19 protein-coding genes are annotated in these 21,226 nt (G+C 40.3%); 10 read left to right on the forward strand and 9 right to left on the reverse strand.

Going from position 1 to position 21,226, the window contains the following annotated elements; translation table 11 throughout:
• Positions 1 to 53: 53 nt before the first annotated feature.
• The 5 genes from H6G05_RS01275 to H6G05_RS01295 are packed head-to-tail and all read left to right on the forward strand — an operon-like array spanning position 54 to position 5,445.
• Positions 54 to 1,016 carry a glycosyltransferase family 2 protein gene (locus H6G05_RS01275; RefSeq protein ID WP_190575583.1) on the forward strand — a complete coding sequence of 321 codons (963 nt, stop codon included), beginning with the start codon at positions 54 to 56 and terminating at the stop codon, positions 1,014 to 1,016.
• Positions 1,017 to 1,024: 8 nt separating this feature from the next.
• Positions 1,025 to 1,963, forward strand: a complete 939-nt coding sequence (locus H6G05_RS01280) for an FkbM family methyltransferase (protein WP_190575586.1) — start codon at positions 1,025 to 1,027, stop codon at positions 1,961 to 1,963.
• A gap of 5 nt (positions 1,964 to 1,968) precedes the next feature.
• Positions 1,969 to 2,847, forward strand: coding sequence for a glycosyltransferase family 2 protein (locus H6G05_RS01285; protein WP_190575588.1), 879 nt, complete (start codon positions 1,969 to 1,971; stop codon positions 2,845 to 2,847).
• The gene (locus tag H6G05_RS01290) at positions 2,844 to 4,037 is read left to right on the forward strand and encodes a glycosyltransferase family 4 protein (RefSeq protein WP_190575590.1); all 1,194 of its coding nucleotides are present in this window, start codon (positions 2,844 to 2,846) and stop codon (positions 4,035 to 4,037) included. Before H6G05_RS01285 ends, H6G05_RS01290 begins: the two co-directional genes overlap by 4 nt.
• A complete protein-coding gene (locus H6G05_RS01295) occupies positions 4,027 to 5,445 on the forward strand; it encodes an O-antigen ligase family protein (protein WP_190575592.1) in 1,419 nt (472 codons plus the stop codon). The genes H6G05_RS01290 and H6G05_RS01295 overlap by 11 nt, the downstream gene beginning before the upstream one ends.
• Positions 5,446 to 5,729: 284 nt before the next feature.
• On the opposite strand, the gene ispG is transcribed toward H6G05_RS01295, so the two are convergent.
• Positions 5,730 to 6,986, reverse strand: coding sequence for a (E)-4-hydroxy-3-methylbut-2-enyl-diphosphate synthase (gene ispG, locus H6G05_RS01300; protein WP_190575594.1), 1,257 nt, complete (start codon positions 6,984 to 6,986; stop codon positions 5,730 to 5,732).
• A 218-nt stretch (positions 6,987 to 7,204) separates the two neighbouring features.
• Here ispG and cysS point away from each other — a divergent pair, with 218 nt between their 5' ends.
• Together cysS and H6G05_RS01310 are read left to right on the forward strand one after the other, a co-directional pair.
• A complete protein-coding gene (gene cysS, locus H6G05_RS01305; RefSeq protein ID WP_190575596.1) occupies positions 7,205 to 8,647 on the forward strand; it encodes a cysteine--tRNA ligase in 1,443 nt (480 codons plus the stop codon).
• Positions 8,648 to 8,670: 23 nt separating this feature from the next.
• Positions 8,671 to 9,069 carry a DUF4253 domain-containing protein gene (locus H6G05_RS01310; RefSeq protein ID WP_190575598.1) on the forward strand — a complete coding sequence of 133 codons (399 nt, stop codon included), beginning with the start codon at positions 8,671 to 8,673 and terminating at the stop codon, positions 9,067 to 9,069.
• A 75-nt stretch (positions 9,070 to 9,144) separates the two neighbouring features.
• On the opposite strand, the gene H6G05_RS01315 is transcribed toward H6G05_RS01310, so the two are convergent.
• The 5 genes from H6G05_RS01315 to H6G05_RS01335 form a co-directional block, all read right to left on the reverse strand.
• Positions 9,145 to 9,726 (reverse strand): Uma2 family endonuclease, encoded by a 582-nt coding sequence (locus H6G05_RS01315; protein ID WP_190575600.1) that lies wholly within the window; start codon positions 9,724 to 9,726, stop codon positions 9,145 to 9,147.
• A gap of 2 nt (positions 9,727 to 9,728) precedes the next feature.
• Positions 9,729 to 10,370 (reverse strand): Uma2 family endonuclease, encoded by a 642-nt coding sequence (locus tag H6G05_RS01320; protein ID WP_190575602.1) that lies wholly within the window; start codon positions 10,368 to 10,370, stop codon positions 9,729 to 9,731.
• Positions 10,371 to 10,572: 202 nt separating this feature from the next.
• Positions 10,573 to 11,232, reverse strand: a complete 660-nt coding sequence (locus H6G05_RS01325; protein WP_190575604.1) for a Uma2 family endonuclease — start codon at positions 11,230 to 11,232, stop codon at positions 10,573 to 10,575.
• Positions 11,233 to 11,759: 527 nt separating this feature from the next.
• Positions 11,760 to 13,733: an NACHT domain-containing protein gene (locus tag H6G05_RS01330; RefSeq protein WP_190575606.1), complete on the reverse strand. Its 1,974-nt coding sequence runs from the start codon at positions 13,731 to 13,733 to the stop codon at positions 11,760 to 11,762.
• A 4-nt stretch (positions 13,734 to 13,737) separates the two neighbouring features.
• On the reverse strand, positions 13,738 to 14,184 hold the full coding sequence (locus tag H6G05_RS01335; RefSeq protein WP_190575607.1) for a hypothetical protein: 447 nt from the start codon (positions 14,182 to 14,184) through the stop codon (positions 13,738 to 13,740).
• A 178-nt stretch (positions 14,185 to 14,362) separates the two neighbouring features.
• Between H6G05_RS01335 and H6G05_RS01340 the strand changes: the two genes are divergently transcribed.
• The gene (locus H6G05_RS01340) at positions 14,363 to 14,617 is read left to right on the forward strand and encodes a hypothetical protein (RefSeq protein WP_190575609.1); all 255 of its coding nucleotides are present in this window, start codon (positions 14,363 to 14,365) and stop codon (positions 14,615 to 14,617) included.
• Between the two features lie 24 nt (positions 14,618 to 14,641).
• Here the strand turns inward: H6G05_RS01340 and ruvB are convergent, their stop codons facing one another.
• The 3 genes from ruvB to H6G05_RS01355 all read right to left on the reverse strand — a co-directional run bounded on the left by ruvB (position 14,642) and on the right by H6G05_RS01355 (position 17,721).
• Positions 14,642 to 15,868 carry a Holliday junction branch migration DNA helicase RuvB gene (ruvB, locus tag H6G05_RS01345; RefSeq protein ID WP_190575611.1) on the reverse strand — a complete coding sequence of 409 codons (1,227 nt, stop codon included), beginning with the start codon at positions 15,866 to 15,868 and terminating at the stop codon, positions 14,642 to 14,644.
• Positions 15,849 to 16,664, reverse strand: coding sequence for a creatininase family protein (locus H6G05_RS01350; RefSeq protein WP_190575613.1), 816 nt, complete (start codon positions 16,662 to 16,664; stop codon positions 15,849 to 15,851). Before H6G05_RS01350 ends, ruvB begins: the two co-directional genes overlap by 20 nt.
• A gap of 190 nt (positions 16,665 to 16,854) precedes the next feature.
• Entirely contained in the window at positions 16,855 to 17,721 is an 867-nt protein-coding gene (locus H6G05_RS01355) for a PD-(D/E)XK nuclease family protein (protein WP_190575615.1), read from the reverse strand.
• Between H6G05_RS01355 and H6G05_RS01360 the strand changes: the two genes are divergently transcribed.
• On the forward strand, positions 17,712 to 20,750 hold the full coding sequence (locus H6G05_RS01360) for a hypothetical protein (RefSeq protein ID WP_190575617.1): 3,039 nt from the start codon (positions 17,712 to 17,714) through the stop codon (positions 20,748 to 20,750). The genes H6G05_RS01355 and H6G05_RS01360 overlap by 10 nt on opposite strands.
• Positions 20,751 to 20,753: 3 nt before the next feature.
• Positions 20,754 to 21,200 (forward strand): Crp/Fnr family transcriptional regulator, encoded by a 447-nt coding sequence (locus H6G05_RS01365; protein ID WP_190575619.1) that lies wholly within the window; start codon positions 20,754 to 20,756, stop codon positions 21,198 to 21,200.
• The last annotated feature ends 26 nt before the right edge of the window (positions 21,201 to 21,226 follow it).

The following is a 21,226-nucleotide window of genomic DNA, read 5'->3' on the forward strand; positions in this document are numbered from 1 at the left end:
GATTCAGGGAATCTATTATCTTATTCTTTCATATTTAATTATAAAAACAATTTATGCATCAACCTCTCGTTTCAATTCTTATCCCATGTTATAACGCTGAGAAATGGCTATCAGAGACTATCAAATCTTCACTAGACCAGACTTGGAAGAATATCGAAATTATTATTGTTGATGATGGTTCGACGGATAGTAGTCTAGCGATCGCGAAAACTTTTGAATCCAAAAACATCAAAGTCCTTAGTCAAGAAAATAGAGGAGCTAGTGCTGCTAGAAACCAAGCATTAATATACGCTCAAGGAGAATTTATCCAATATTTAGATGCTGATGATCTATTAGCGATTGATAAAATAGAACTACAAATAAATTTGGCACAGCGAGGTCATAGCGATTATGTGATTGCAGGAGAATGGGGAAGGTTTTATAATTCTCCGATTGAAACGAGTTTTACAAGAAAATTACTTTGGCAAGATAAGTCTTCCATTGATTGGTTAATTGATTGTTGGAAAAAAAGAGAAATGATGCCTTCCCATAGTTGGTTAGTGCCGCGTAACATTGCAGATCAAGCAGGAATTTGGAATGAAAATCTTTCACTTAATGATGATGGTGAGTATTTTTGCCGTGTAATTTTAGCTAGTAAGGGCATAAAATTTTGTAATGGTGCAAGAAGCCACTATCGCTCTGGAATGATAAACAGCCTAAGTCGACAGCGATCTCATCAAGCTTTTTCATCTTACTATCAGTCTATACAACTCAGCACGCAAAGACTATTAGATACCGAAAACAGTCCTCGTACTTGCTACGCTTCAGCTTGCTACTGGCAAAACTTTGTTTTCGCCTCGTATCCACGTTTCATCGACTTAGTAACATGCGCCGAAGAGAAAATCCGAGCTTTAGGAGGATGTGACTTAAAACCTAATGGTGGGATCTTCTTTAAAATCATTCGTGATATTTTAGGCTGGAAACTAGCCATTCGTATTCAACAGTTATACTATCAATATAAAACTAATTCAATATAAATATACATATGAAGTTAGTAGATATTGCAATATATTTAGGTGCTAAGTCAATTAGATTCTTATCTAATTTTATTGGTGTTAGTAAAATATCTAGAATTTACAACAAATTAATACTAAATCATATTACAGAGCCAATTGTCACATCAAAGATGAAAAATGGAACCCTAATACGTGTTGATCTAAGATCTCATACAGAGTTTCTTGCGTATTATCGAGGTGAATATGATACAGATTTCATCAACGCTGTTTTATCTTTAATTGATCCTAACTCAATTTTTTTAGACATTGGAGCAAATATTGGATTTTATACAATTGCTATAGGTGATTTCTTTAGAAGAAATGCTACTTCTGGTCATGTTATAGCATTTGAACCATTTGCAGCAAACTTCAATAGGACTATTGAAAATATAAAAGATAATAGTCTTACAAACTGGTGTTCTGTCTACAATTTTGGACTTTCAAATAATTCAAGAGAGGACTTATTAGTATTAAGAGAAGACTTTTTAGAGGGAGCTATTACTGGTAATGCTTCTATAGCAACTGACAGTAACTTTGATAATGGTTTCACAAAAGTACTAATCAAGGTAGAAAAGTTGGATGACATATGGAAGACCTACGGAACTAATGGTAAGAGAATTGATTTTATGAAAATTGATATTGAAGGACATGAAGATTTTTGTCTAATGGGTGGACAAGAGACTATTAAAATAGATCGCCCAACTATATTAATGGAAGTAAACAAACCATACTATCAATCTAGAAATGTTGAACTAAACAAAGTGTTTTTTTCATTGATTCCTGACAACTATATCATTTATAGAAAAGATGAAACTAGCTGGGAAATCATAACAGACTTTGATTCGTGTAATGTTGTTGATCATGTTTTCCTAGTTCCAAACGAGAAAGCTCTTTTGGGAAATTATAAATGTTTACTTAATTTGAAGTGACTGCAATGAAATTGTCTATTATTATTCCTACTGTTAACCGTTATAACGACTTGAATAATACTTTAATAGATCTAAGTCATCAAACCCATACCGATTTTGAGGTTATTATCATTGATCAAACCCCAATTGGAAAAGCCCAAATAATTACTAATAGTGAATTACTAATTCACTATTACCACTCTGAAATTCCTTCAGCTTCATTTGCTAGAAATATAGGAATACAGGAAGCCAAAGGAGAAATAGTTCTATTTTTAGATGATGATGTCATGATTACGAATAAAGACTTTATTCGTAATCATATTCGCCACTACAAAGATTTAGCTATTCCAGGAGTTGTAGGATTAGTTTTATCTCAAAATCAAACCAAGCGTTATACTCGTCATTGGATGAGCTATCGTCCCAATGTTGGTTGGTTGTACTTTCCTCAGAACTATGGTTGTGCTTGTTCTGTAGATAGTGGTCGCTCATGCAACTTATCAGTCCGTCGGCAAGTTGCGCTAGATGTTGGCTGTATGGATGAGAATTATATTAGGGGGGCTCATCGAGAAGAATCAGACTTCTGTCTCAGAGTAAAGAAAAAACATGGTCAGTTTTTTTATGATCCAGAAGCAGATTTAGTTCATATTGGTAATCCTCAAGGTGGTTGTCGTAATTGGATTAGTAATCAGCAAGTCATGCCAGATCACCATTTTTTTGGATGTGCATATTTTATCCTTAAAAATATACCTATTTCCCAATATCCAGATCATTTATTTTGTGCATTACGTTATTTTGTATTTAACAATAGAAACTTACAAAATCCTTGGCTAATAGTAATTGCTTTCATGAAATTATTCAAAGGCTTTAATCAAGCTCAGAAAATCCTAAAATATCAAAACAGATGAAAATTATTTTTATTTCTGAACACTATGAGCCAATCCTAGGAGGTACTACTACCTATGTAAAGTCTATTTGTGAACAGATGTCAAACCTAGGTCAATCAGTAGAGTTGATTGCACCTCAAAATACAACTATTGGCAAATTAGATATTGTAGAAATTAATTTAAACTGGAGAATTCATTATATTGGATTGGGATGTAGTCTCACTAGTATCCCTCGAAATCTGAGATTTAAATTTGTTGAAAATGTCAATATTTATCTACATCAAGTAGTTAATGAAATCAAGCCAGATATTATTCATGTACTTTTTGGTATGTTCTTACTTGAAGGGCTCAAAATTGAAGAATTCAGTATTCCCTGTTGCGTGACTATACATAATATTCCCCCTAGAGAATGTGGGACTTCGTGGCTAGGAGATAGCCCTTGGAGATACGTTGGGGATATCTTAAGGAAAAAAGCTGTGGGATGGATTAATCACCGCAGATTGCTAATTCACAAATATGATACTTATATAACCGTTAGCTCTCACACAAAACAGATTTTGTCAGCAATATTACCAAATAAAAAGATCGTAGAAATTCAACTAGGTGCAAAAGCTCCCAAACCTATTTCACCAGATTACTCTCAACTTGTGATTGATCAAAAATGTCAAATATTAACAGTTGGAGGATTTGTTCCTCATAAGGGGTATCATATATCTTTAAAAGTAGCTTCACAATTATTAGACAATAAATTTCAGTTTTTATGGACAATAATTGGAGCATCTCGCAATCAAAGGTATTATAAATATTTGCAAGATAAAATTGTAGAACTAGGGTTAAATGAGGTGGTTAATCTTAGATTAAATATAACTGAACAAGAATTGCAGTTAGCATATTATAACAGCCATATTTATGTACAGACCTCTCTAGAAGAAGGGTTCTGTCTTGCCACATTAGATGCTGCTTTTTATGGAATACCTATTATTGGTACACCTCAAGGAGCTATTCCTGAGATTATCAAACAAGCTAGAGGCGTGCTAACAGAATCATATTCACCTTCTATTGCTCATGCAATTACACATACATGGAATCTGATTCCTGAATATGTCTACACCGAGGATACACTTATTGCTATTAGACAAAAATACTCGTGGCGGCGAGTAGCAGATGAAATGATAGAAACTTATAAAGTATTAACTTCTAATGCAACCTGAATCATTTCAATTATATGGACAAGGTATCTGGGACTATATTGTTCTTGCAAGTTTTGCTATTTTAACTATTTGGATAGCATTCACCAAACCTCATCGCATTATTTATATTTTGCCTGCTTGTTTGACATTCTACTTTTTTATTGAACTCGGAACTAGATGGACTCCTGAGAAGATAGTACCTTCAATATTTATAGTTTCACTAATATTAAACCCCTACATAAAATTAAACTTGGAAATATTTAATGATTCTTGGTTTAGGTCATTTTTAACAATGATTTTCATGGCTACTATTTGGGGCTTATTTAGTAGTGAAAACTATCCTGTTTCAGGATTTCAAAATTTTGGTTTTCAATCTCCATATTTTAGAACAATAATTCAAATGTTTACATATTTGAATTATTTATTGATTTATGCAATTGTTTGGTACAACTCAAAAAATATTACAAGACTAATATCTTTTTTTAAATATTACATAGGCACTACAACTCTCTTGTGTATCTATGCAGGCTATCAAATTCTTGCATCTAATATTAATTTACCTTTTAGAGGTATTGTTTATAATGTTGATAAAGTTGGTGTTGGAGCTTTTAGATCTGCTGAAGATTTGATTTTCAGAGTTAATTCATTTTGTGTTGAACCCAAACAGTTTTCTATAACTCTCGCTATTTCCATAATATTACTAATAGTCTGTCTTGATATACAGCAAAAGCAGTGTGAATTCAAGCTGTTTTCCAAGAGTTTTTTTTCTTATTTGTTAATACTTATTCATGGCATTTGTTTTTTTCTAACTTATTCTTCTTCAACATATATCTCAATATCTATATTTTTTGTTTTTTATCTTATTATAAACATTTCAAAAAATGGATTTAGTAAATCTGTTAATTTAATAATATTATATGTTGTAGTTTTTATCACTGTTTATTCATTGTTTGAACTGAAATTTTTTGATGATATATTTGAGGCTCGGATCAGCAATCAACTTAACACAAGAAGAATTGAATATTATGCTTTAGATCTCATATTAAGAAAGCCTGAGTTAACTATATTTGGAGTAGGTTTAGGTAACTATAACTTTCTGTTCAGTCAGGAATTCATTGGAAGAGCAGGGGTTTTTGAAGGTGGCTTTTTAGATGTTTTAAGTTCCCATTTTTTGACAATCTTATTTGACATGGGAGTATTAGGCATTTGTATTTTGTGGTTTCCGCCATTAAAGTTATTGTTGAATTTCTTTAATCATCTATCCAATTCTTCTAGATATATTTCTATGTACATTTATGAGATTTTTTTCTATTTATTTTTAGGACTTGTGTTTATTGCTATATTTTTAAATCCTATTTCTGCTTATCTAGCTTTTCTTGGTGCTTTCAGAGGCTTTAATAATAGAAGACTTTTATCAAATAATTATTAAGCTTCTGTTCTGATTATCTTTTTTGTAAAGGTTTTAATTAACTGATGTTACTGTATAAAACCCTGAGTTCACAATTGTTATATATTAATTATATACTTATGAAAAATAAATTACCAAAACCCGCAAAGTTTAACTCCTTAAGGGTGCAACTTTGCGGGTTTTACTTTGCAACTAATTATACCTAACTACTTAAACAGAGTAGATTGATCTATTGAGGACTACTCTTTATTTCTACAGGTGTAATCCTCAATAGAAGAATTCAATGCTATAAATATTGCGTTACCTTAAGGATCGACCCAACGATCATCAGATTTAATCAGCGCGATTAACTGCTCTACACCTTCGGCTTCAGGTACGCGCTTAATTTCTTCCTTGCCGCGATACAGCGAAATTATACCAGGGGTTTTGCCGACGTAGCCATAGTCAGCATCTGCCATTTCTCCCGGTCCGTTTACAATACAACCCATGACCGCAATATCTAGACCCACTAAGTGGCTAGTAGCTTCGCGGACTTTGTGCAAGACTTCTTCAAGATTAAATAGAGTGCGTCCGCAGGATGGACAAGCCACGTACTCAACCATAGTCTTACGCAATCCAAGGGATTGCAAAATACTGTAGCAAACTGGGATCTCTTTTTCGGGTGCTTCAGTGAGGGAGACTCGGATAGTGTCACCAATACCTTGAGCAAGTAATGTGGCAATGCCTGCGGTGGACTTAATCCGACCATACTCGCCATCACCTGCTTCGGTTACGCCCAAATGTAGAGGGTAATCCATACCAAGTTGATCCATGCGCTTAGCCATCAGTTGATAGGCGGCGATCATCACAGGCACACGGGAAGCCTTCATGGAGATAACGATATTTCTAAAGTCGAGATCTTCACAAATGCGAATAAACTCGATCGCTGATTCGACCATGCCCTGAGGAGTGTCACCGTAGGTAAAGAGCATTCGTTCCGCTAGAGAACCATGATTTACGCCAATTCGCATGGCTTTGCCCTGCTCTTTAAGGCTCAAAACTAGGGGCTTAAGGGTGTCACGAACTTTTTCGGCGATTTCGTCAAATTCTGATTGGGTGTATTCGGTGCGATTTGCTTTGGGTTTCTCGAATACATATAGCCCTGGGTTAATGCGGACTTTGTGGATATGCTTAGCAACTTCGAGAGCTATTTTCATGCCGTTGTGGTGGACATCGGCTACTAGAGGCACATCAAAGTAAGTACGTTTGAGCTTTTGACGGATTTCTGAAAGAGCCGCAGCGTGAGCCATGCTAGGGACAGTGACACGCACAATTTCGCAGCCAATTTCATGCAAGCGGCGAATTCCTGCAACGGAGCCATCAATGTCAAGGGTGTCTTCATTAATCATCGACTGAACCACGACAGGAGAGCCACCGCCAATGGTGATATTGCCCACTTGTACGGGTCGGGTTTTGCGTCTGACGATTACACCAAGGTTTTCGCTACCATCGATAATTGGTTCGGCTTTAGCGTTTTGTGTGCCGTTTTGGGTAATTTTCAGGTTCTCAGAAACAGTCGTCATAACACTTTTAGTCACTTTCAGTTATTAGTTTATCTGAAGTCGGTGACACTAGCTTTAATTTTGTTGAAGGTTAAAGATTGTTATTACAAAGCTTTCCCCCTATTAAACTAGAGCGGTGCTTCATGCCATAGCGTAAGGGCAATCCATGAATTGCCCTTACGCTATGGCTTTGCTGTATAATTGCCTCGCGCCTAGATCACCACAAAACACTCAAATCCATGACCCTTCGCATTTATAACACAATCACCAGACGCAAAGAAGACTTTATTCCCATCGAAACGGGGATTGTGAAAATGTATGTTTGTGGTGTAACTGTCTATAATTACTGCCATTTAGGTCATGCTAGAGCCTATGTGGTTTGGGACATGATTCGGCGCTATTTGGCGACAAAATATCAAGTTAAGTATGTTCAGAATATTACGGACATTGATGACAAAATCTTGAAAAAGGCGCAGGAAAACAACACCACAATGCAGGCGATCGCAGAGCAGTATATCGCTGCCTACGATGAAGACATGGCAAAGCTGAATATTGCCCAAGCCGATGATTATCCCCGTGCTACAGAGACGATTCCCGAAATTATCGATTTGATCCAGCAGTTGATCGATCGCGACTATGCCTATTCATCTAGAGGAGATGTCTATTATGCTGTGCAGAAGTTTCCTAGCTATGGCAAGCTGTCGGGACGCAAACTTGAAGATATGCAAGCAGGGGCAAGTGGTCGAGTTGATGAACAGGAAGAACAAAAGCGCTATCCCTTTGACTTTGCTTTATGGAAATCGGCTAAGCCCAATGAGCCTTTTTGGTCATCACCTTGGGGAAATGGAAGACCTGGTTGGCATATCGAATGCTCGGCAATGGTGCGATCGCGTTTGGGTGAAACCATTGATATTCATGCTGGCGGCACAGATTTACAGTTTCCCCACCATGAGAATGAAATCGCTCAGTCCGAAGCGGCTTATGCAAAGCCACTTGCCAACTATTGGATGCATAACGGATTTGTGAATATTGATGGCGAGAAGATGTCGAAATCGCTAAATAATTTCACAACTATTCGGGATCTGGTTACTCATTTTGACCCAATGGCAATCCGTTTATTTATCTTGCAAGCGCAATATCGTCAACCGATTGACTTTACCGAAGAGGCGATTAATGCGGCAACAAAGGGTTGGGAAACCATTCGCGATGGAATGCTGTTTGCCGCAGATTTTGGTGCAAAGTTAGGATGGGAAAACATAGAGATTCCTGCTCGAAGCGATGTGGGAGAAGCGATCGCCTGTTTTGAAGAAGCGATGGAGGATGATTTTAATACTTCTGTGGCGATGTCCCATGTGTTTGAACTAGCCAAGAAATTACGCTCAGAGCGCAACTCACTATCCCATGCAGGTAAAACTGCTGCAAGTTCTGAAGTTCTATTTCAAGATTGGCAAGCTCTTAGTTATATGACCAGTATTTTGGGTTTTGTTGCGGATATTAGCGATCGCCAAGTCAAGGTGGAGAACATTAGTGATACAGAAATAGAATCGCTAATTCAACAAAGAATTGAAGCTAAGAAAGCGAAGAATTATCAAGAAGGCGATCGCATTCGAGATGAGTTAAAAGCTTTAGGGATTACCCTCGTTGATCAAAAAGATGGTACAACCCGTTGGCTCAGGGCATAATTTACCACAACCGCGCTAAATATATGGATAAATATCAACAGGTAAGAGAAGTCGGTACAAATGGCGATAATTACGAACTTAGTACTGAAGATCTCATTGAGCAATTCAAGTATTGGGATGCAAAGTATGGAATTGAACTGAGCGATATTGAATTTGATTCAGTAACAGTAACTTTTAATAATTTGCCTGAAGACCTAACAGACTTAGCCGTGGAGATTTATGAGTTCTGTCCAGATACTATTGATCAACATTTTGGCTGTATGGCTGAAGCGATCGCTATTACAGAAGGATTCGGCAAGGAGCTTTCTGAAGATATCCAAACTTTGATTAAAGATATTGATCTCACTGATGATGATTATGGATTTGAGCTACTTAAGCGATCGCTTGTGATCAATAAAACGGTTCCACTATGGTGGGATTAATACCTATTTACGAAGGTGTATCAACACTTTTGTGCAGCAATATACGTTGCTACCATAATTACTTGTCTCTAATTCTCAAATTCTTGCTTTTACAAAAAACTGCTCGGCTGTCACTGCTAAATCTGGGAATAACTCATCGGTTAATAGGCGATCGCCTTGATAAGTTTCAGGTGGGCGATCGGGATAGAACACTGTGAAAGTTCTGCTCATCGGATCGATAACCCATACTCGTAATATCCCAGCCTTCAAATAATCACCAGCCTTCGCCACAAATTCCTTAAAAGTCTGTCCTTCTGACATAATCTCAATTACTAGCTCTGGCGGTACTGGACACATTTCATTACCGACATCACTAGGCAATCTCTCTATCGAAATATAGGTCAAATCAGGAACGGGACACCAATCTTGATCGTTGCGTGTTAGCACTATCCCCCATTCAGGATAAACATAACCTTTGCCCTCAAACAGAGTTCGCAAAAAAATCAATAATTCTGCTTGTAAAGATGCATGAAATCTTTTTGGCGACATTTTTCTTATGACTTGACCGTCGATAAATTCATAATTCTGATCGGACTCAGGACTTGCCAAAAATTCCGCCAATGTCATTCGCTGTGATGTGACTGTCTCTATCACTGGCGATTGAATCACTGTAGTCATTTTCATACTCCTATTAGAGATTTACGAAACTCTCTTAACATGGCGCTTGTGCCGATCTCGATCGCTTGATTAACAAGCTGTGGAATCAATGTCTTGATTGCCATATCTGGAAAAAGCAGACTACTCTCTGACTCCAGATAATGTCCATTAGTGAGCAAAAATATCTGCAAACTATCATTACGATAAATCCAAACTTCAGGCACGGCGATCGCTTCGTAAGCAGATAATAAGGTCTTAGAGGTGACATCCGACTCGATCGCTAAATCAGGCGGCGGATAAATATCCACATCAATACGTTCTTGACAATCGCGTACTAAAGCCGCATTGGTAACATACAGACAAGTATAAGGTTCCACACCAGCCATTCCTTTTCGATAAAAGGTCGTTGAGCCAAAATCTTCCCAATCTCGACCCTGTGCGTCTAAAATTGCCGTCACAATATAACCCGCGAGGCGATGGGGACGTTCATGTCTGGATAATGGGGACATAATTTCTAAAGTGCCTTGATAGTATGCAATGCGAGTATGGCGATCTTCACCTAGCTCATTAAGGATGTCTTCACAATCACGCCAACTCAAAGAGTGAATGGCGATCGCACTACCATGTCGTAGGTCAATAGATTTGATGGGAATAGTGACGGTCACGCTCTGGCTTCTCCTGATGCATGGGTTTTTAAGTTTGCCTATAACTATCATCAGCTATATTTTATCAGATATTTTTTATTGAGCTTTTCAAGCGATATTTAATAAAAAAGTAGCCTGTTAAACAGACTGCTTTTTTATTAAATATCGCGTTCCCTAACGAGTATGGAAAGAAATTAAAAGCAATCAGGGAAAATCCATCACTTTAACCTAACTGTTCCATAAACCAAGAACCAATTTGGGTATTATCTATTTCACGGCTACGTTGTAAAGCTTCTTCTAATAAACTCAATCGTAATCCTCCTAATACTGAGGATTCTGTAATCCTTTCACTTCCTAAACCTTGCAAAATACGGAATGCAGTGATTTTCATGTTCTGGACATCGATTACCCAATATTCACCGACGCGCACTTCTTCATATAGTAAGCGCTTTGCGCCGAGGTCGTAGCCCAATGAGGTATCGGCAATCTCAATCACGATATCAGGGGGTAAACTCTCGTCAAGATCGACGATCGCACTACTTTGAGGTGCATTCTGAGTGCGATCGCCTACATAATAAGAAATATCTGGCTGACATTCTCTTATTCCCACTTTGCGATAGCTACAGTTCGTATAGCCCTTGAGAGGAATTTTGCACATCATGCAGTAAAGGTTTACTAAAAAACTTGTTAGGTAATGGTTCGCTCCATGCTCAGCACTGAACGAATTCTCACTGTAGTAACTCCCTTGAAAATAGTAAAATTTTGCTTTGTCATTGCTTACTGCCTGAGATATCTGCAAGAAATCTTCCCAAGTTGCTGATATCCATCCTTTCGGAATAAAGCTTTGACTTAAAACTTTTTCTTTCTCAACTATTGCAACCATAACTGCTTGCCTCTATTGCTACTCCTATAATATCTCATTCTATTGAGTGGGTCAGCTTTTTGCGTAATAATGTGAATTTATTGCGATTTTAGATGTTTGGTTTATTAGCGATCGCCTTTTCGACTGAATGAGGAAGCAACCAAAAAAGCAGCCTGTTTGATTAGGCGATCGCATTTTCTAGTGAGTAATTGGGAAAGCTCAAGTAACCTGTGATCGCCCAGATCCCCGACTTTTTCTATGACTTGCTAAAATGAGCTGCGCTTGCATAGAAAAAGTCGGGGATCTTTATCTCGGCTATTTAGAATAGTTCTCCTAAGCGTTCTTACGAATCATAAGCACAAATTATGAAAGTAATCTTTGGTGATACCTGCTATTGGATAGCTTTGCTTTTCCCAAAAGATCAGTGGCATCAAAAAGCGATGTACGGTTATCTGTTAGTGCGTTGGATGGTGCGATCGCTATAGTGATCATCCTCTTATCGTGGTTATATTTTATATCGATGATCGCTAAATCTACGGTGTAATCGCCTATTTATCACTACTCTGGGCGGCGAAATGCTCTTGGAGGAGACGATGGATAAAGCGATAGCGTCCACCAACGCGCTGTAATAGCATTCGCTCGGTGCTGTAGTTAAGAAATCGAGCGTAGTTCCAAGGGATAGAACCATTGCGATAGAGGAGACAGCGCAGAATAAAGTGTTTCAGGGCTTCGACTCCACTCAAACAAAATCCAAATGTTATAGCAATGACAATCCCTAAAATTAAGCTAGATAGATTTATCACTTGGATACCTCTAAATTGCCTGATAAAAAAAATCCCAAAACTCCAAATTGGAATTGAAAACAATGTAACCCATATAGTATTTTGGAAGGTTGCAAAGCCCCCCTGATTTGGATGCTTTCTCGACACGAAATCAGCTTGCAACCCAAAAATTAGCCCATTAATTAGCCCGAAAATTAGCCCGAAAATTAGCCCGAAAATCCAGTTATAAATCAACCCAACAATCAGCCCGAAAATTAGCCAAAAAATCAGCACACGGAAAAATTTTCTGATCTTTGCAGGTGCCAAAGAAAATTCAAAAGTTTCCAAAGGTTTTATCCGATTTTCTGTAAATCCACTATTCAGTCCATAAACTAGCCCATTAATCAGCCCATCAATCAGACCACCAATTAGCCCACTAATTAGCCAAATAATTACCCCACCAATTATCCCAAAAATCCAGTTATAAATCAGCCCAAAAATCAGCCCAAAAATTACCCCCCAAATTAATCCCAAAATCCAGTTATAAATTTTTTGTTGCGTACGATTCTCTAAATCTGTTGGTTGCAAGCCTTCAATGAGAAACTCATCCTTTGACTTCTGTTGTAGCTGCTGGGCAAGCCAACTCAGCCAATGTCTCGTTTGGTCCTCGGTAGGCATTGGTTTTGTTTTGTAATACCAATTCTCGATATCTCGCGCCAACATTTGCCGCACATAAGCCGACAACAAATAGGTTTTACGCTCATCAGTAGTTGCTAACTGTTCCCATTCAGTCAGAGATATTTGTCGCATTGCCAGCAAAGTGATGCTCAAAAAGAGCGGCGTTCTCAAAATTTCTAATAATTCAGAATCTTGTTGTAATTTTTGCCATAGATCGGGTTGAGAAATGACCTGAAAATACTCTGCCAACTGCACATCTCTCAATGGTTGTAAATAAATCGCCGCATTCAGTTGAAAGTTGGCGTTATAGCTATCAAATTCTTCACTACGACTGCATACCACCAAAAATCTCGGACGATGTTCGCTTACCATCCATTGATTTATGGCAAGAACACATGGCTCCTGACGGTGTGGCTCCAACTCATCCAAACCATCCAACATCGGCAACAGTCGTTTACGCTTGAGTAAATTTTGAGCGGCTTCTATGGAAACCCCATACTTACTTTTTGCCTCAGCTACAACCCAATCAGCAATGCTCTGCTCATTGTCCTTCCAAGATGACAGATTAAACAAAATGGGGATCGGTTGCTTTAGATCGCTTTCGGCAATGTCTAGCAAATCATTCGCCAATTCCAAATAAGTAGTTGTTTTCCCCGCCCCCGGTTTACCCAAAATCAGCAATCGCCCCGCCACATCCTCTCTTTGAAATACATTGAGAATGCTCGTCCCGTTTTCTATTTGTTCGATTACCCGCATTCCGATTTTTACCGATGCGCTCCAAGTTCTCACCCGATCCAACTGCATCTCCTTATCCAAAGTAATCGCCACTTCACGATGCAAAGAATGTCTCAGTCGATATCTAACCTCCGTTTTCACCTCCCCTGATAAAAAAGTTTCCGCCTCATCCCTACCCGCTATTTTCTCAGGTTGAGACAATCCCACAAAATTAAAAACCTGCTTAACAAAGGAATTATGATCGCCTTGCACCAGATCGTTCCCAGCTTGACCGATAGGAGAATCCGTTAACGAAGCCTTATCAATCTCAATTCCCTGCTCCGATTCCTGAGACTGTTCCTTTGACATCAAGTTAAGCCCAGAAAGTACTTACCGCCACACCCAACCAACCCGCCAACTTAGTGACAACAGGCTCTAATTTCTGCCATAAACCTTGTCCAGCGCTAACCGCTTCATCCACATCCTTAATTACCTTCGTGGCTCTTTGCAGATCTTTCTTCACAGTCTCTTTATCTGGTTCCTTTTCCTGTACTTCATCCTTGCCCGAAGCAACATGACGCAGTACTTTTTCTTTCTGCTTTTCCGACAAATCCGACTCACGAACAATAGCGGCAAATTGATCAATTAGTCCCAACACCTCATCCACCGTCAATCCTGTATTTGTCGGACTTGAGACAATTTGCTGGCTGATCTGAAGATCTCCTCCTGCTTGAGCGATCGGCGAGTTCGTAAATGTACCACCACCAATACTGATCGATTGGGTTGCTTTATCTTTAGAGTCCTTGTCTTTTTTAAACATCACTCACTCCGCAAATTCACTGATTAAGAGTGTATCTCAACCCACCTAAATACACAATAAATTCACTTTTGATAGCTATTTGCAATGTGGTTGGATTATGGACGATTAGTCAGGCGATCGCTGTTTACCTACAACAAACGGGTCTAAGGAAACCTTACCATGCGAGTAAAAAAACATTATGACAACTGCCACCGCCCAAATTAACATCCCCTTTGAACTACTAGCCGAAGCCGTCACCACCCTAAATATTGAACATAAAATCAAGCTATGGAAATTACTAGGTCAAGAAATCACCGAAGCCAAAAGAGCTACCCAAAATAATATTGATACTAGCGCCATAGATTCTCTTGATCGCACAGTTAAGAAAGTTCTATTAGAAACTGGCATGACTGAAGATGAATTAGTAGAAGCTTTTTGCAGTGATTTATTATAGTATGCGATTAGGGGCAATCGCATACTACAGCAAACCTGCGATCGCCGTTTGCACAGAATAACCTAAATGCTTCCATGCCGCCGCCGTAGCCACCCGACCGCGAGGCGTGCGATTGATATAGCCAATCTGCAATAAATATGGCTCATACACTTCCTCAATGGTATGGGCATCCTCACCCGTCGCCGCCGCCAAGGTATCCAAACCTGCGGGACCACCATTAAAGTTCTCAATTAAAACCGTTAACAATTTACGATCAATCCAATCAAGTCCTTTCGGATCAACATTAAATAACTCCAGAGCCGATTCCGCGATCGCCCCTGTAATTTGTTCACCCTTAGCCTTAACTTCGGCATAGTCCCGCACTCTCTTTAAGAGGCGATTGGCGATCCGAGGCGTACCCCTTGATCTGGCGGCGATCGCGATCGCGCCATCATCATGGATTGGAGTCTCAAGGATCTTGGCACTGCGAGAGACAATCTGCGTTAGTTCATCCTGCTCATAAAAGCGAAAATGCTGCACAAAGCCAAAGCGATCGCGCAATGGTGAAGATAAAGCCCCAATTCTCGTAGTTGCTCCAATCAGTGTAAATTTATTTAACTGCACACTGCGAATCCTTGCTCCTTGACCTTTCCCAATCGTAATATCCAGCCGATAATCTTCCATCGCAGGATAGAGAATCTCTTCGGTCACACTCGGTAAGCGATGGATTTCATCAATAAAGAGAATGTCTCCCTGTTGCAGAGAAACCAACAAACCAGCGACATCACGGGGACGCTCTAGGGCAGGAGCCGAGGTAATTTTGCATTGCACGCCCATCTCTTGAGCAATAATCAAAGCAAGAGAGGTTTTCCCTAATCCAGGGGGACCATATAACAGCAAATGATCGAGAGCGGATGACCTCGACTTTGCCGCCGCGATCGCAATATGAAGCAATTCCTTTAAATCTTTCTGTCCAATATAGTCTTCGAGATTTTTGGGACGGATATTAATGTCGCCCGAAACTTGAGCGGGAGCATCTTTTGCTAGTTGATCTTCGAGTTTCTCCTCTGGCGTGGCTTCTGCTTGCAGTAAATCTAACGCCTGTTGCATTTCTGGCGATGTTACTTCTTTTTTAGCGGATTTTTTAGGCGATCGGGGAGTTGATTTTTTATCCTTTTCTGGAATTGCTGCCGATGGATTGGGAGAGTCAACCTGATTCGCAAGGCGATCGCCTTCAGGATTGGGACTTGGTTTAGAGGAGATGATTGCCATACGCTTTCGGTTGCTCAAATTTATAAATATCTTCGATCAATTGCACCCAACCATCAACTAAAGAATCAAGAATCTTTTCACCTTTTTCTAGGGTCGCTGCTTTAGCATCCCCCAATACGCCGCTTTTCGTCAAATCACGCATTACCCATGCAAAGGGGTTTGCCGATTCCATACTGAGCAAACTATGCTCAGGCAATCCATAGGGATATTCAGTAACAGCTTTATCCATTTGTACCTGTTCAGGCAAAAGCGCCAACATTAGACTGGTTTCAGCATCTCCACCATGAATTCCAAATTCTAATTCCTTTTCAGTCAATAAATCCTTAGCTACATTGGGAACGCGCCATGTAAAAAGTGGAAAAATCGCAAAATCAGGATATTTCTCATGGAGATCGCGAGCAATTATTTCCAAAATCTGCGGCTGTCCCCCATGAGAATTCATCAGAGCCAACTTCCGAAATCCTGCTCGATAGACACTTTCGGCAATATCCGTTAAGACCGCCAACATTGTCTGCGATCGCATCGTGATTGTACCTGCAAAAGTACTATGCTCATTCGATTTGCCATAATACAGAGGGGGTAAAGCATAGGCAGGAATAGCAGGGTCTAATTTTTCTAAAGCCTTTGCTAGCACACCAATACTAATCGCCGCATCGACAATCAATGGTAAATGTGCGCCATGCTGCTCGATCGCCCCCATGGGTTGAATGATCACCACATTTTGCTTGTCTGGCATTGAGGCGATCGCGGGTGACGTGAGGTAAGCAAAATATCGATGATCAGGAAAATAATTCATAGTTATACTAAAGTACCAAATGGCAGAGCTATTTGGTGCTTTTAAAACCCTTACTGGGTTTGGTTTTTAATTCACAAAAGTGTCGTCATACTTTTGTGAATTGGTATAAACCCAAAAGATGAGTGGCGGCGCGAAGCGCCGCCACTCATCTTTTGGGTTTTGATGTTTGTCCGAGCTATCTCTTACATTGCTATATTATAATTTCGGGAATATCGGCGATATTACTAGATGCAGAGTTAGATAACATATCACCCCGATCGCAGCGATCGCGAAACTCACAGTAAACACACTCAGAACTATCAACTGCTAATTTTGGATAGTCTTGAGCTTGGGCAATCTGCCCCAGAATATGCTGTAATTTTTTTTCAGTTTGATCATGCTCTACCTGCGAATAGGGAATGATCACTGACTCGGCGGTATTGGCAAACCAATAGGTCATTGATAACTGTTCAGGCGCATAACTAGTTGTTTTAGCTAGTAAATATAGATAAAGTCGGGTTTGCCAATTGTTTTTTAATTTTTCCGCAGCGATCGCAATTTGATGAGTTTTCCAATCGAGGATTTGGGCTTGGCGATCGCCCAAAATCAAAAAGTCATAAATTGCGGTTAAGACAAAATACCCTTGACCATAATCACTATTCTGACTATGATGCAGCGACCTTTCGATTTGCCTTTCTAAGGTGCGTCGATGTTCACAGAGGCGATCGCCAACAATCATTGCTGGAGGTTGATGCTCAAAAGCCAATAGCCACGATTGCAACTTGGGGTCACTACTGGCTAGTACTGTCACATCTAGTCCTAGCTCTTTTTGCTGCATTAGCAAGTGAAAATTAGAGCCTAACAGCAAATTTTTTTTGCTCTGCAAATCAGCTTCAGGTAAACTCAACTCCTCTAGAAAACTATATTGATATTTACGCTGACAAATTTCCCAAATATTGAGATGTCCCTGTGAAATTGAAGTAATTGGCGAAATAGCTGTCATTGCAGATTTGCGTTCTTGTAGTACCATATCGTCAAACGATCGCCACCATCCATGAATACACCCAGATGACTGCACCCGTCATTCCTAACTCTAATTCTTCGATGCGCCGATTTCTAAAAATCGTCAACCTGCGTCCAGACGAAGCTGAACGCACATTTTTGATGTTTTTATTTTACGGTGCAACATCGATTGGAGCAGTATGGCTTGAGTATTCTAGTTCTACCTTGTTCCTTCAAGCCTACACAGCCGAAAATCTGACTTGGGTATACATTGCCACCGCTTTTGTGGTGACGGCTTTAGGTGTGTTTTATTCATGGCTGCAAAAAATATTTCCTTTGCGTTGGGTGATGCTAGGCATATCCTGCTTGCTGGCTCTGCCATTGCCTTTGGCATGGATGGGACTCATGCAAGAAGGCAAATCATTTATATATATGGCGGCGGTATTCGGGATTCGCCTGTGGGTTGAGGGGATTTATGTACTAAGCAATATTAATAATGATATTGCAGCCAACCAGTTGTTTAATATTCGGGAAATTAAACGAGCTTTTCCCCTAATTAGTACAGGCATTATTGTTGCGGAAATAGTAGCGGGGTTTTCCTATCCACTGTTGGTAAGTTGGGGTGGGGCAACGAATATGACCCTTGCCACTTGTTTGATGTTAGCGATCGGATCTGGCGTACTGTTTTATCTGAGTACCCGCTATAAACAAGCTTTTCCTAACTCTGTTTATAACAGTGAAGAAGATCGCGAAATTTCTACCCGTACGCTAAAAGGCAACATCCGCAAGTATGTTTGGCTGTTGTTTGGCTTCTTTATTGCTGCTCAAGTTTTATTTTTTATGATTGAGTTTCAGTATCAGTCACAACTGGAAATTCATCTAAAAACTGAAGAAGCGATCGGCAGCTTTCTGGGTATTTTTGGCGGAATTATGGGGGTTTTTAAGCTGGCTCTCCAGCTTTTTGGCTCTAGTCGAATTATTGAACGAATTGGGGTGTTTTTTGCGGTATTGATGCCCCCTATAGGCATCATCATCACAGGTATGATCGCAGGGTTTGCTCCATTTGGTCTGTTGACAGGTTTTGTGGTTCTGAAATTCTTTGATGAATTATTTCGGTTTACGATTGTGGCGGCGACAGCACCTACACTCTTTCAGGCTGTACCAGACATATTTCGTAGCCAGATTCAATCTTTTGTGCGGGGTATTGCCGATCCCTTGGCGACGGGTGGAGCAGGAGTATTAATCTGGGTTGTCAGTGAGATTTTTAGGCTTAATGATGTCAGTGATGCTATTTCTGCTCAGTGGTTTGCAGGAGTAATTGTCCTTGTTGCTATTGTCTGGGTAATAGTTATTTGGTTATTGCGACGTGGATATCTGGAGCTTTTGATCCAGAGTGTGGAGCGTGGGCAATTGAGCTTGCTAACTGTTGATACTCGCGAAGTGCGTCGGGCGGTGTCGGAGTCGATGACTAGAGCCGAAACCCAGACGGAGCAATCGGTCTGTATTGACCTATTGACGCAAATTGTGCCGCAAGCTGTAGGTGAGACCCTTGCGCCGATGTTGTCACAAATGACCCCAGATTTGCAGGCGCAAAGCATTGCCGCCATGCTGGAAAATCCTGAGTCTAAGTATTTGTCCTATATACGCGAAGTGATGCAGTCTCCTAATGCATCGCCGCAGGTACAAGCTCTATGTCTGCGCTACGTATTGATCGCCGATGAAAAAAATCGTGATATTGATGGATTACGCAAGTATTTAGGCCCAGAACAAAATCCGATTATTCGGGGCACTGCGGTGGCTTTGATGATGCGACTGGGGGCTTCGTCACAGGTTGCTGAAGCTACTAATACTTTGCGGCATATGATTACCAGCTCATCACAACCTGAGCGGGTGTTAGGTTGTCGAGCTTTAGCTGAAGCCGCCTTTATGCAGTCTCTGCGTTTTTATGTACCGCAATTATTGCAAGATCCATCGATTGAAGTGCGTTGTGCTTTGCTTAGAGCGATCGCTGCTACTCGTACTAGCGAATATTTCCCATCGATTATTCGGGGTTTACATTACAAAGCAACGCGCAAAGCGGCTTACGAGGCTTTAGTAACCCTTGGTGATGACGCGATTCCCTCTTTGCTAGAACTATCCTTTAGCGATCGCAGCCCCGACACTGTCCGCATAATTGCATGGGATATTTTGGGTGAAATAGGCTCACAGGCTTCCATTGCGGTGCTAGCCAATAATTTGGCTAAATCTTGGGGTAAGCATCGACGACAAATTTTGCGGACGCTTATACGCATACCTCAAGAGCAAGGCATTGAAGCGATCCTTGAACTGATCGGGCGTAGTGGTATCGAGAAAATGGTGGTGCAAGAGCTGGGGGTGATGACTGAGGCTTGGGCGGGTGTAGTCGATCTGTCGGTGGAGCAATTCTCGACCACAGAGGCTAGTCTATTAATCGAGTCGTTGCAGAATGAAGCGATCGGTAGCTTAGAACGAATTTTCTTGATGATGAAATTACTTTATTCAGCATCAGCAATTCAGGCGGCGGCTTTTAATATTCTTTCTGACTCCAAGAGCAGTTTGGCTCGCGGCATGGAAATCTTAGACAATACCGTTGACTTAAGCGTTAAACAAATTATTTTGTCAGTGGTTGACAATCGCTCGATCGCTGATAAATTAAGCGTTCTTGCGAGCATTCATCCTTATGAGCCTCTGCTGCCATCTAAACGGTTACACCAACTTGTGGATTTGCGTTATTGCCTATCAGACTGGACGTTGGCTTGCTGTTTTCATGTGGCGCGGACACAATATTGGAGTGTGCCTGCGGAGTCTATGTTGAAATGTCTAGAACATCCCACAGGATTTGTGAGGGAGGCGGTTATTTCTTATTTGCAAGTTGCTTCGCCGCGATCGCTGCTTAAGGTTTTGCCACGTCTACTAAAGGATCGTGATTCTTTGGTGCTTGCCCAAGCAAGGGCTATTTCCTACTACTTTCAAAATAATGGCAAAAACATCCTAAATCTAAGTGATAATTTGCATGACAGTAATGATATAGATACTGAGATAAAAGCCAGAATGGGCGGCAAACCAAATGGGTATGGGGAGTCTTAGGCAATGTTAACCAGTATTGATCGATTGCTATTGGTGCGCGGAGTTCCAATTTTCAAGGAATTGCGCGATGACTTCTTGGTACGCCTTGCTTCGATCATGAACGAGGTTTCCTATCCGTCTGGCAAAATGATCTTTGCCCAAGGTCAAGAGGGGCGATCGCTATATATTGTGGTTGCGGGGCGAGTGCGGGTGCATTTGGGGGATAAGGATCTGGTTCTTTTAGATAAGGGTAGTTGTTTTGGGGAAATGTCGCTGTTTGATGCAGAACCGCGATCGGCTTCGGTAACGGCTATTTCGAGTTGTGATTGTCTGGTGCTAACGCAGCAACAGCTATATGAAGCGATCGATGAAACACCTGATATTGCGGTAAATATTATTCGCTTACTATCCCGTCGTATTCGCAGCCAAAATATTCAACTCAATGAGTTGCAAGCTGCTAACCCTAAATAAGAAAATAGCGGCGCAAAGCGCCGCTA

Source organism: Phormidium tenue FACHB-1050, assembly GCF_014696925.1.
Classification (GTDB): domain Bacteria; phylum Cyanobacteriota; class Cyanobacteriia; order Pseudanabaenales; family Pseudanabaenaceae; genus Pseudanabaena.

Excerpts from the sequence above, each read along its gene's own strand:
- H6G05_RS01280 (WP_190575586.1), top strand. The coding sequence starts at position 1,025 with ATGAAGTTAGTAGATATTGCAATATATTTAGGTGCTAAGTCAATTAGA.
- H6G05_RS01340 (WP_190575609.1), top strand. The coding sequence starts at position 14,363 with ATGACAACTGCCACCGCCCAAATTAACATCCCCTTTGAACTACTAGCC.
- H6G05_RS01350 (WP_190575613.1), bottom strand. The coding sequence starts at position 16,664 with ATGAATTATTTTCCTGATCATCGATATTTTGCTTACCTCACGTCACCC.
- H6G05_RS01310 (WP_190575598.1), top strand. The coding sequence starts at position 8,671 with ATGGATAAATATCAACAGGTAAGAGAAGTCGGTACAAATGGCGATAAT.
- cysS (WP_190575596.1), top strand. The coding sequence starts at position 7,205 with ATGACCCTTCGCATTTATAACACAATCACCAGACGCAAAGAAGACTTT.
- H6G05_RS01335 (WP_190575607.1), bottom strand. The coding sequence starts at position 14,184 with ATGTTTAAAAAAGACAAGGACTCTAAAGATAAAGCAACCCAATCGATC.
- H6G05_RS01290 (WP_190575590.1), top strand. The coding sequence starts at position 2,844 with ATGAAAATTATTTTTATTTCTGAACACTATGAGCCAATCCTAGGAGGT.
- H6G05_RS01295 (WP_190575592.1), top strand. The coding sequence starts at position 4,027 with ATGCAACCTGAATCATTTCAATTATATGGACAAGGTATCTGGGACTAT.
- H6G05_RS01315 (WP_190575600.1), bottom strand. The coding sequence starts at position 9,726 with ATGACTACAGTGATTCAATCGCCAGTGATAGAGACAGTCACATCACAG.
- ispG (WP_190575594.1), bottom strand. The coding sequence starts at position 6,986 with ATGACGACTGTTTCTGAGAACCTGAAAATTACCCAAAACGGCACACAA.
- H6G05_RS01365 (WP_190575619.1), top strand. The coding sequence starts at position 20,754 with ATGTTAACCAGTATTGATCGATTGCTATTGGTGCGCGGAGTTCCAATT.
- H6G05_RS01330 (WP_190575606.1), bottom strand. The coding sequence starts at position 13,733 with ATGTCAAAGGAACAGTCTCAGGAATCGGAGCAGGGAATTGAGATTGAT.
- ruvB (WP_190575611.1), bottom strand. The coding sequence starts at position 15,868 with ATGGCAATCATCTCCTCTAAACCAAGTCCCAATCCTGAAGGCGATCGC.
- H6G05_RS01325 (WP_190575604.1), bottom strand. The coding sequence starts at position 11,232 with ATGGTTGCAATAGTTGAGAAAGAAAAAGTTTTAAGTCAAAGCTTTATT.
- H6G05_RS01275 (WP_190575583.1), top strand. The coding sequence starts at position 54 with ATGCATCAACCTCTCGTTTCAATTCTTATCCCATGTTATAACGCTGAG.
- H6G05_RS01285 (WP_190575588.1), top strand. The coding sequence starts at position 1,969 with ATGAAATTGTCTATTATTATTCCTACTGTTAACCGTTATAACGACTTG.
- H6G05_RS01360 (WP_190575617.1), top strand. The coding sequence starts at position 17,712 with ATGACTGCACCCGTCATTCCTAACTCTAATTCTTCGATGCGCCGATTT.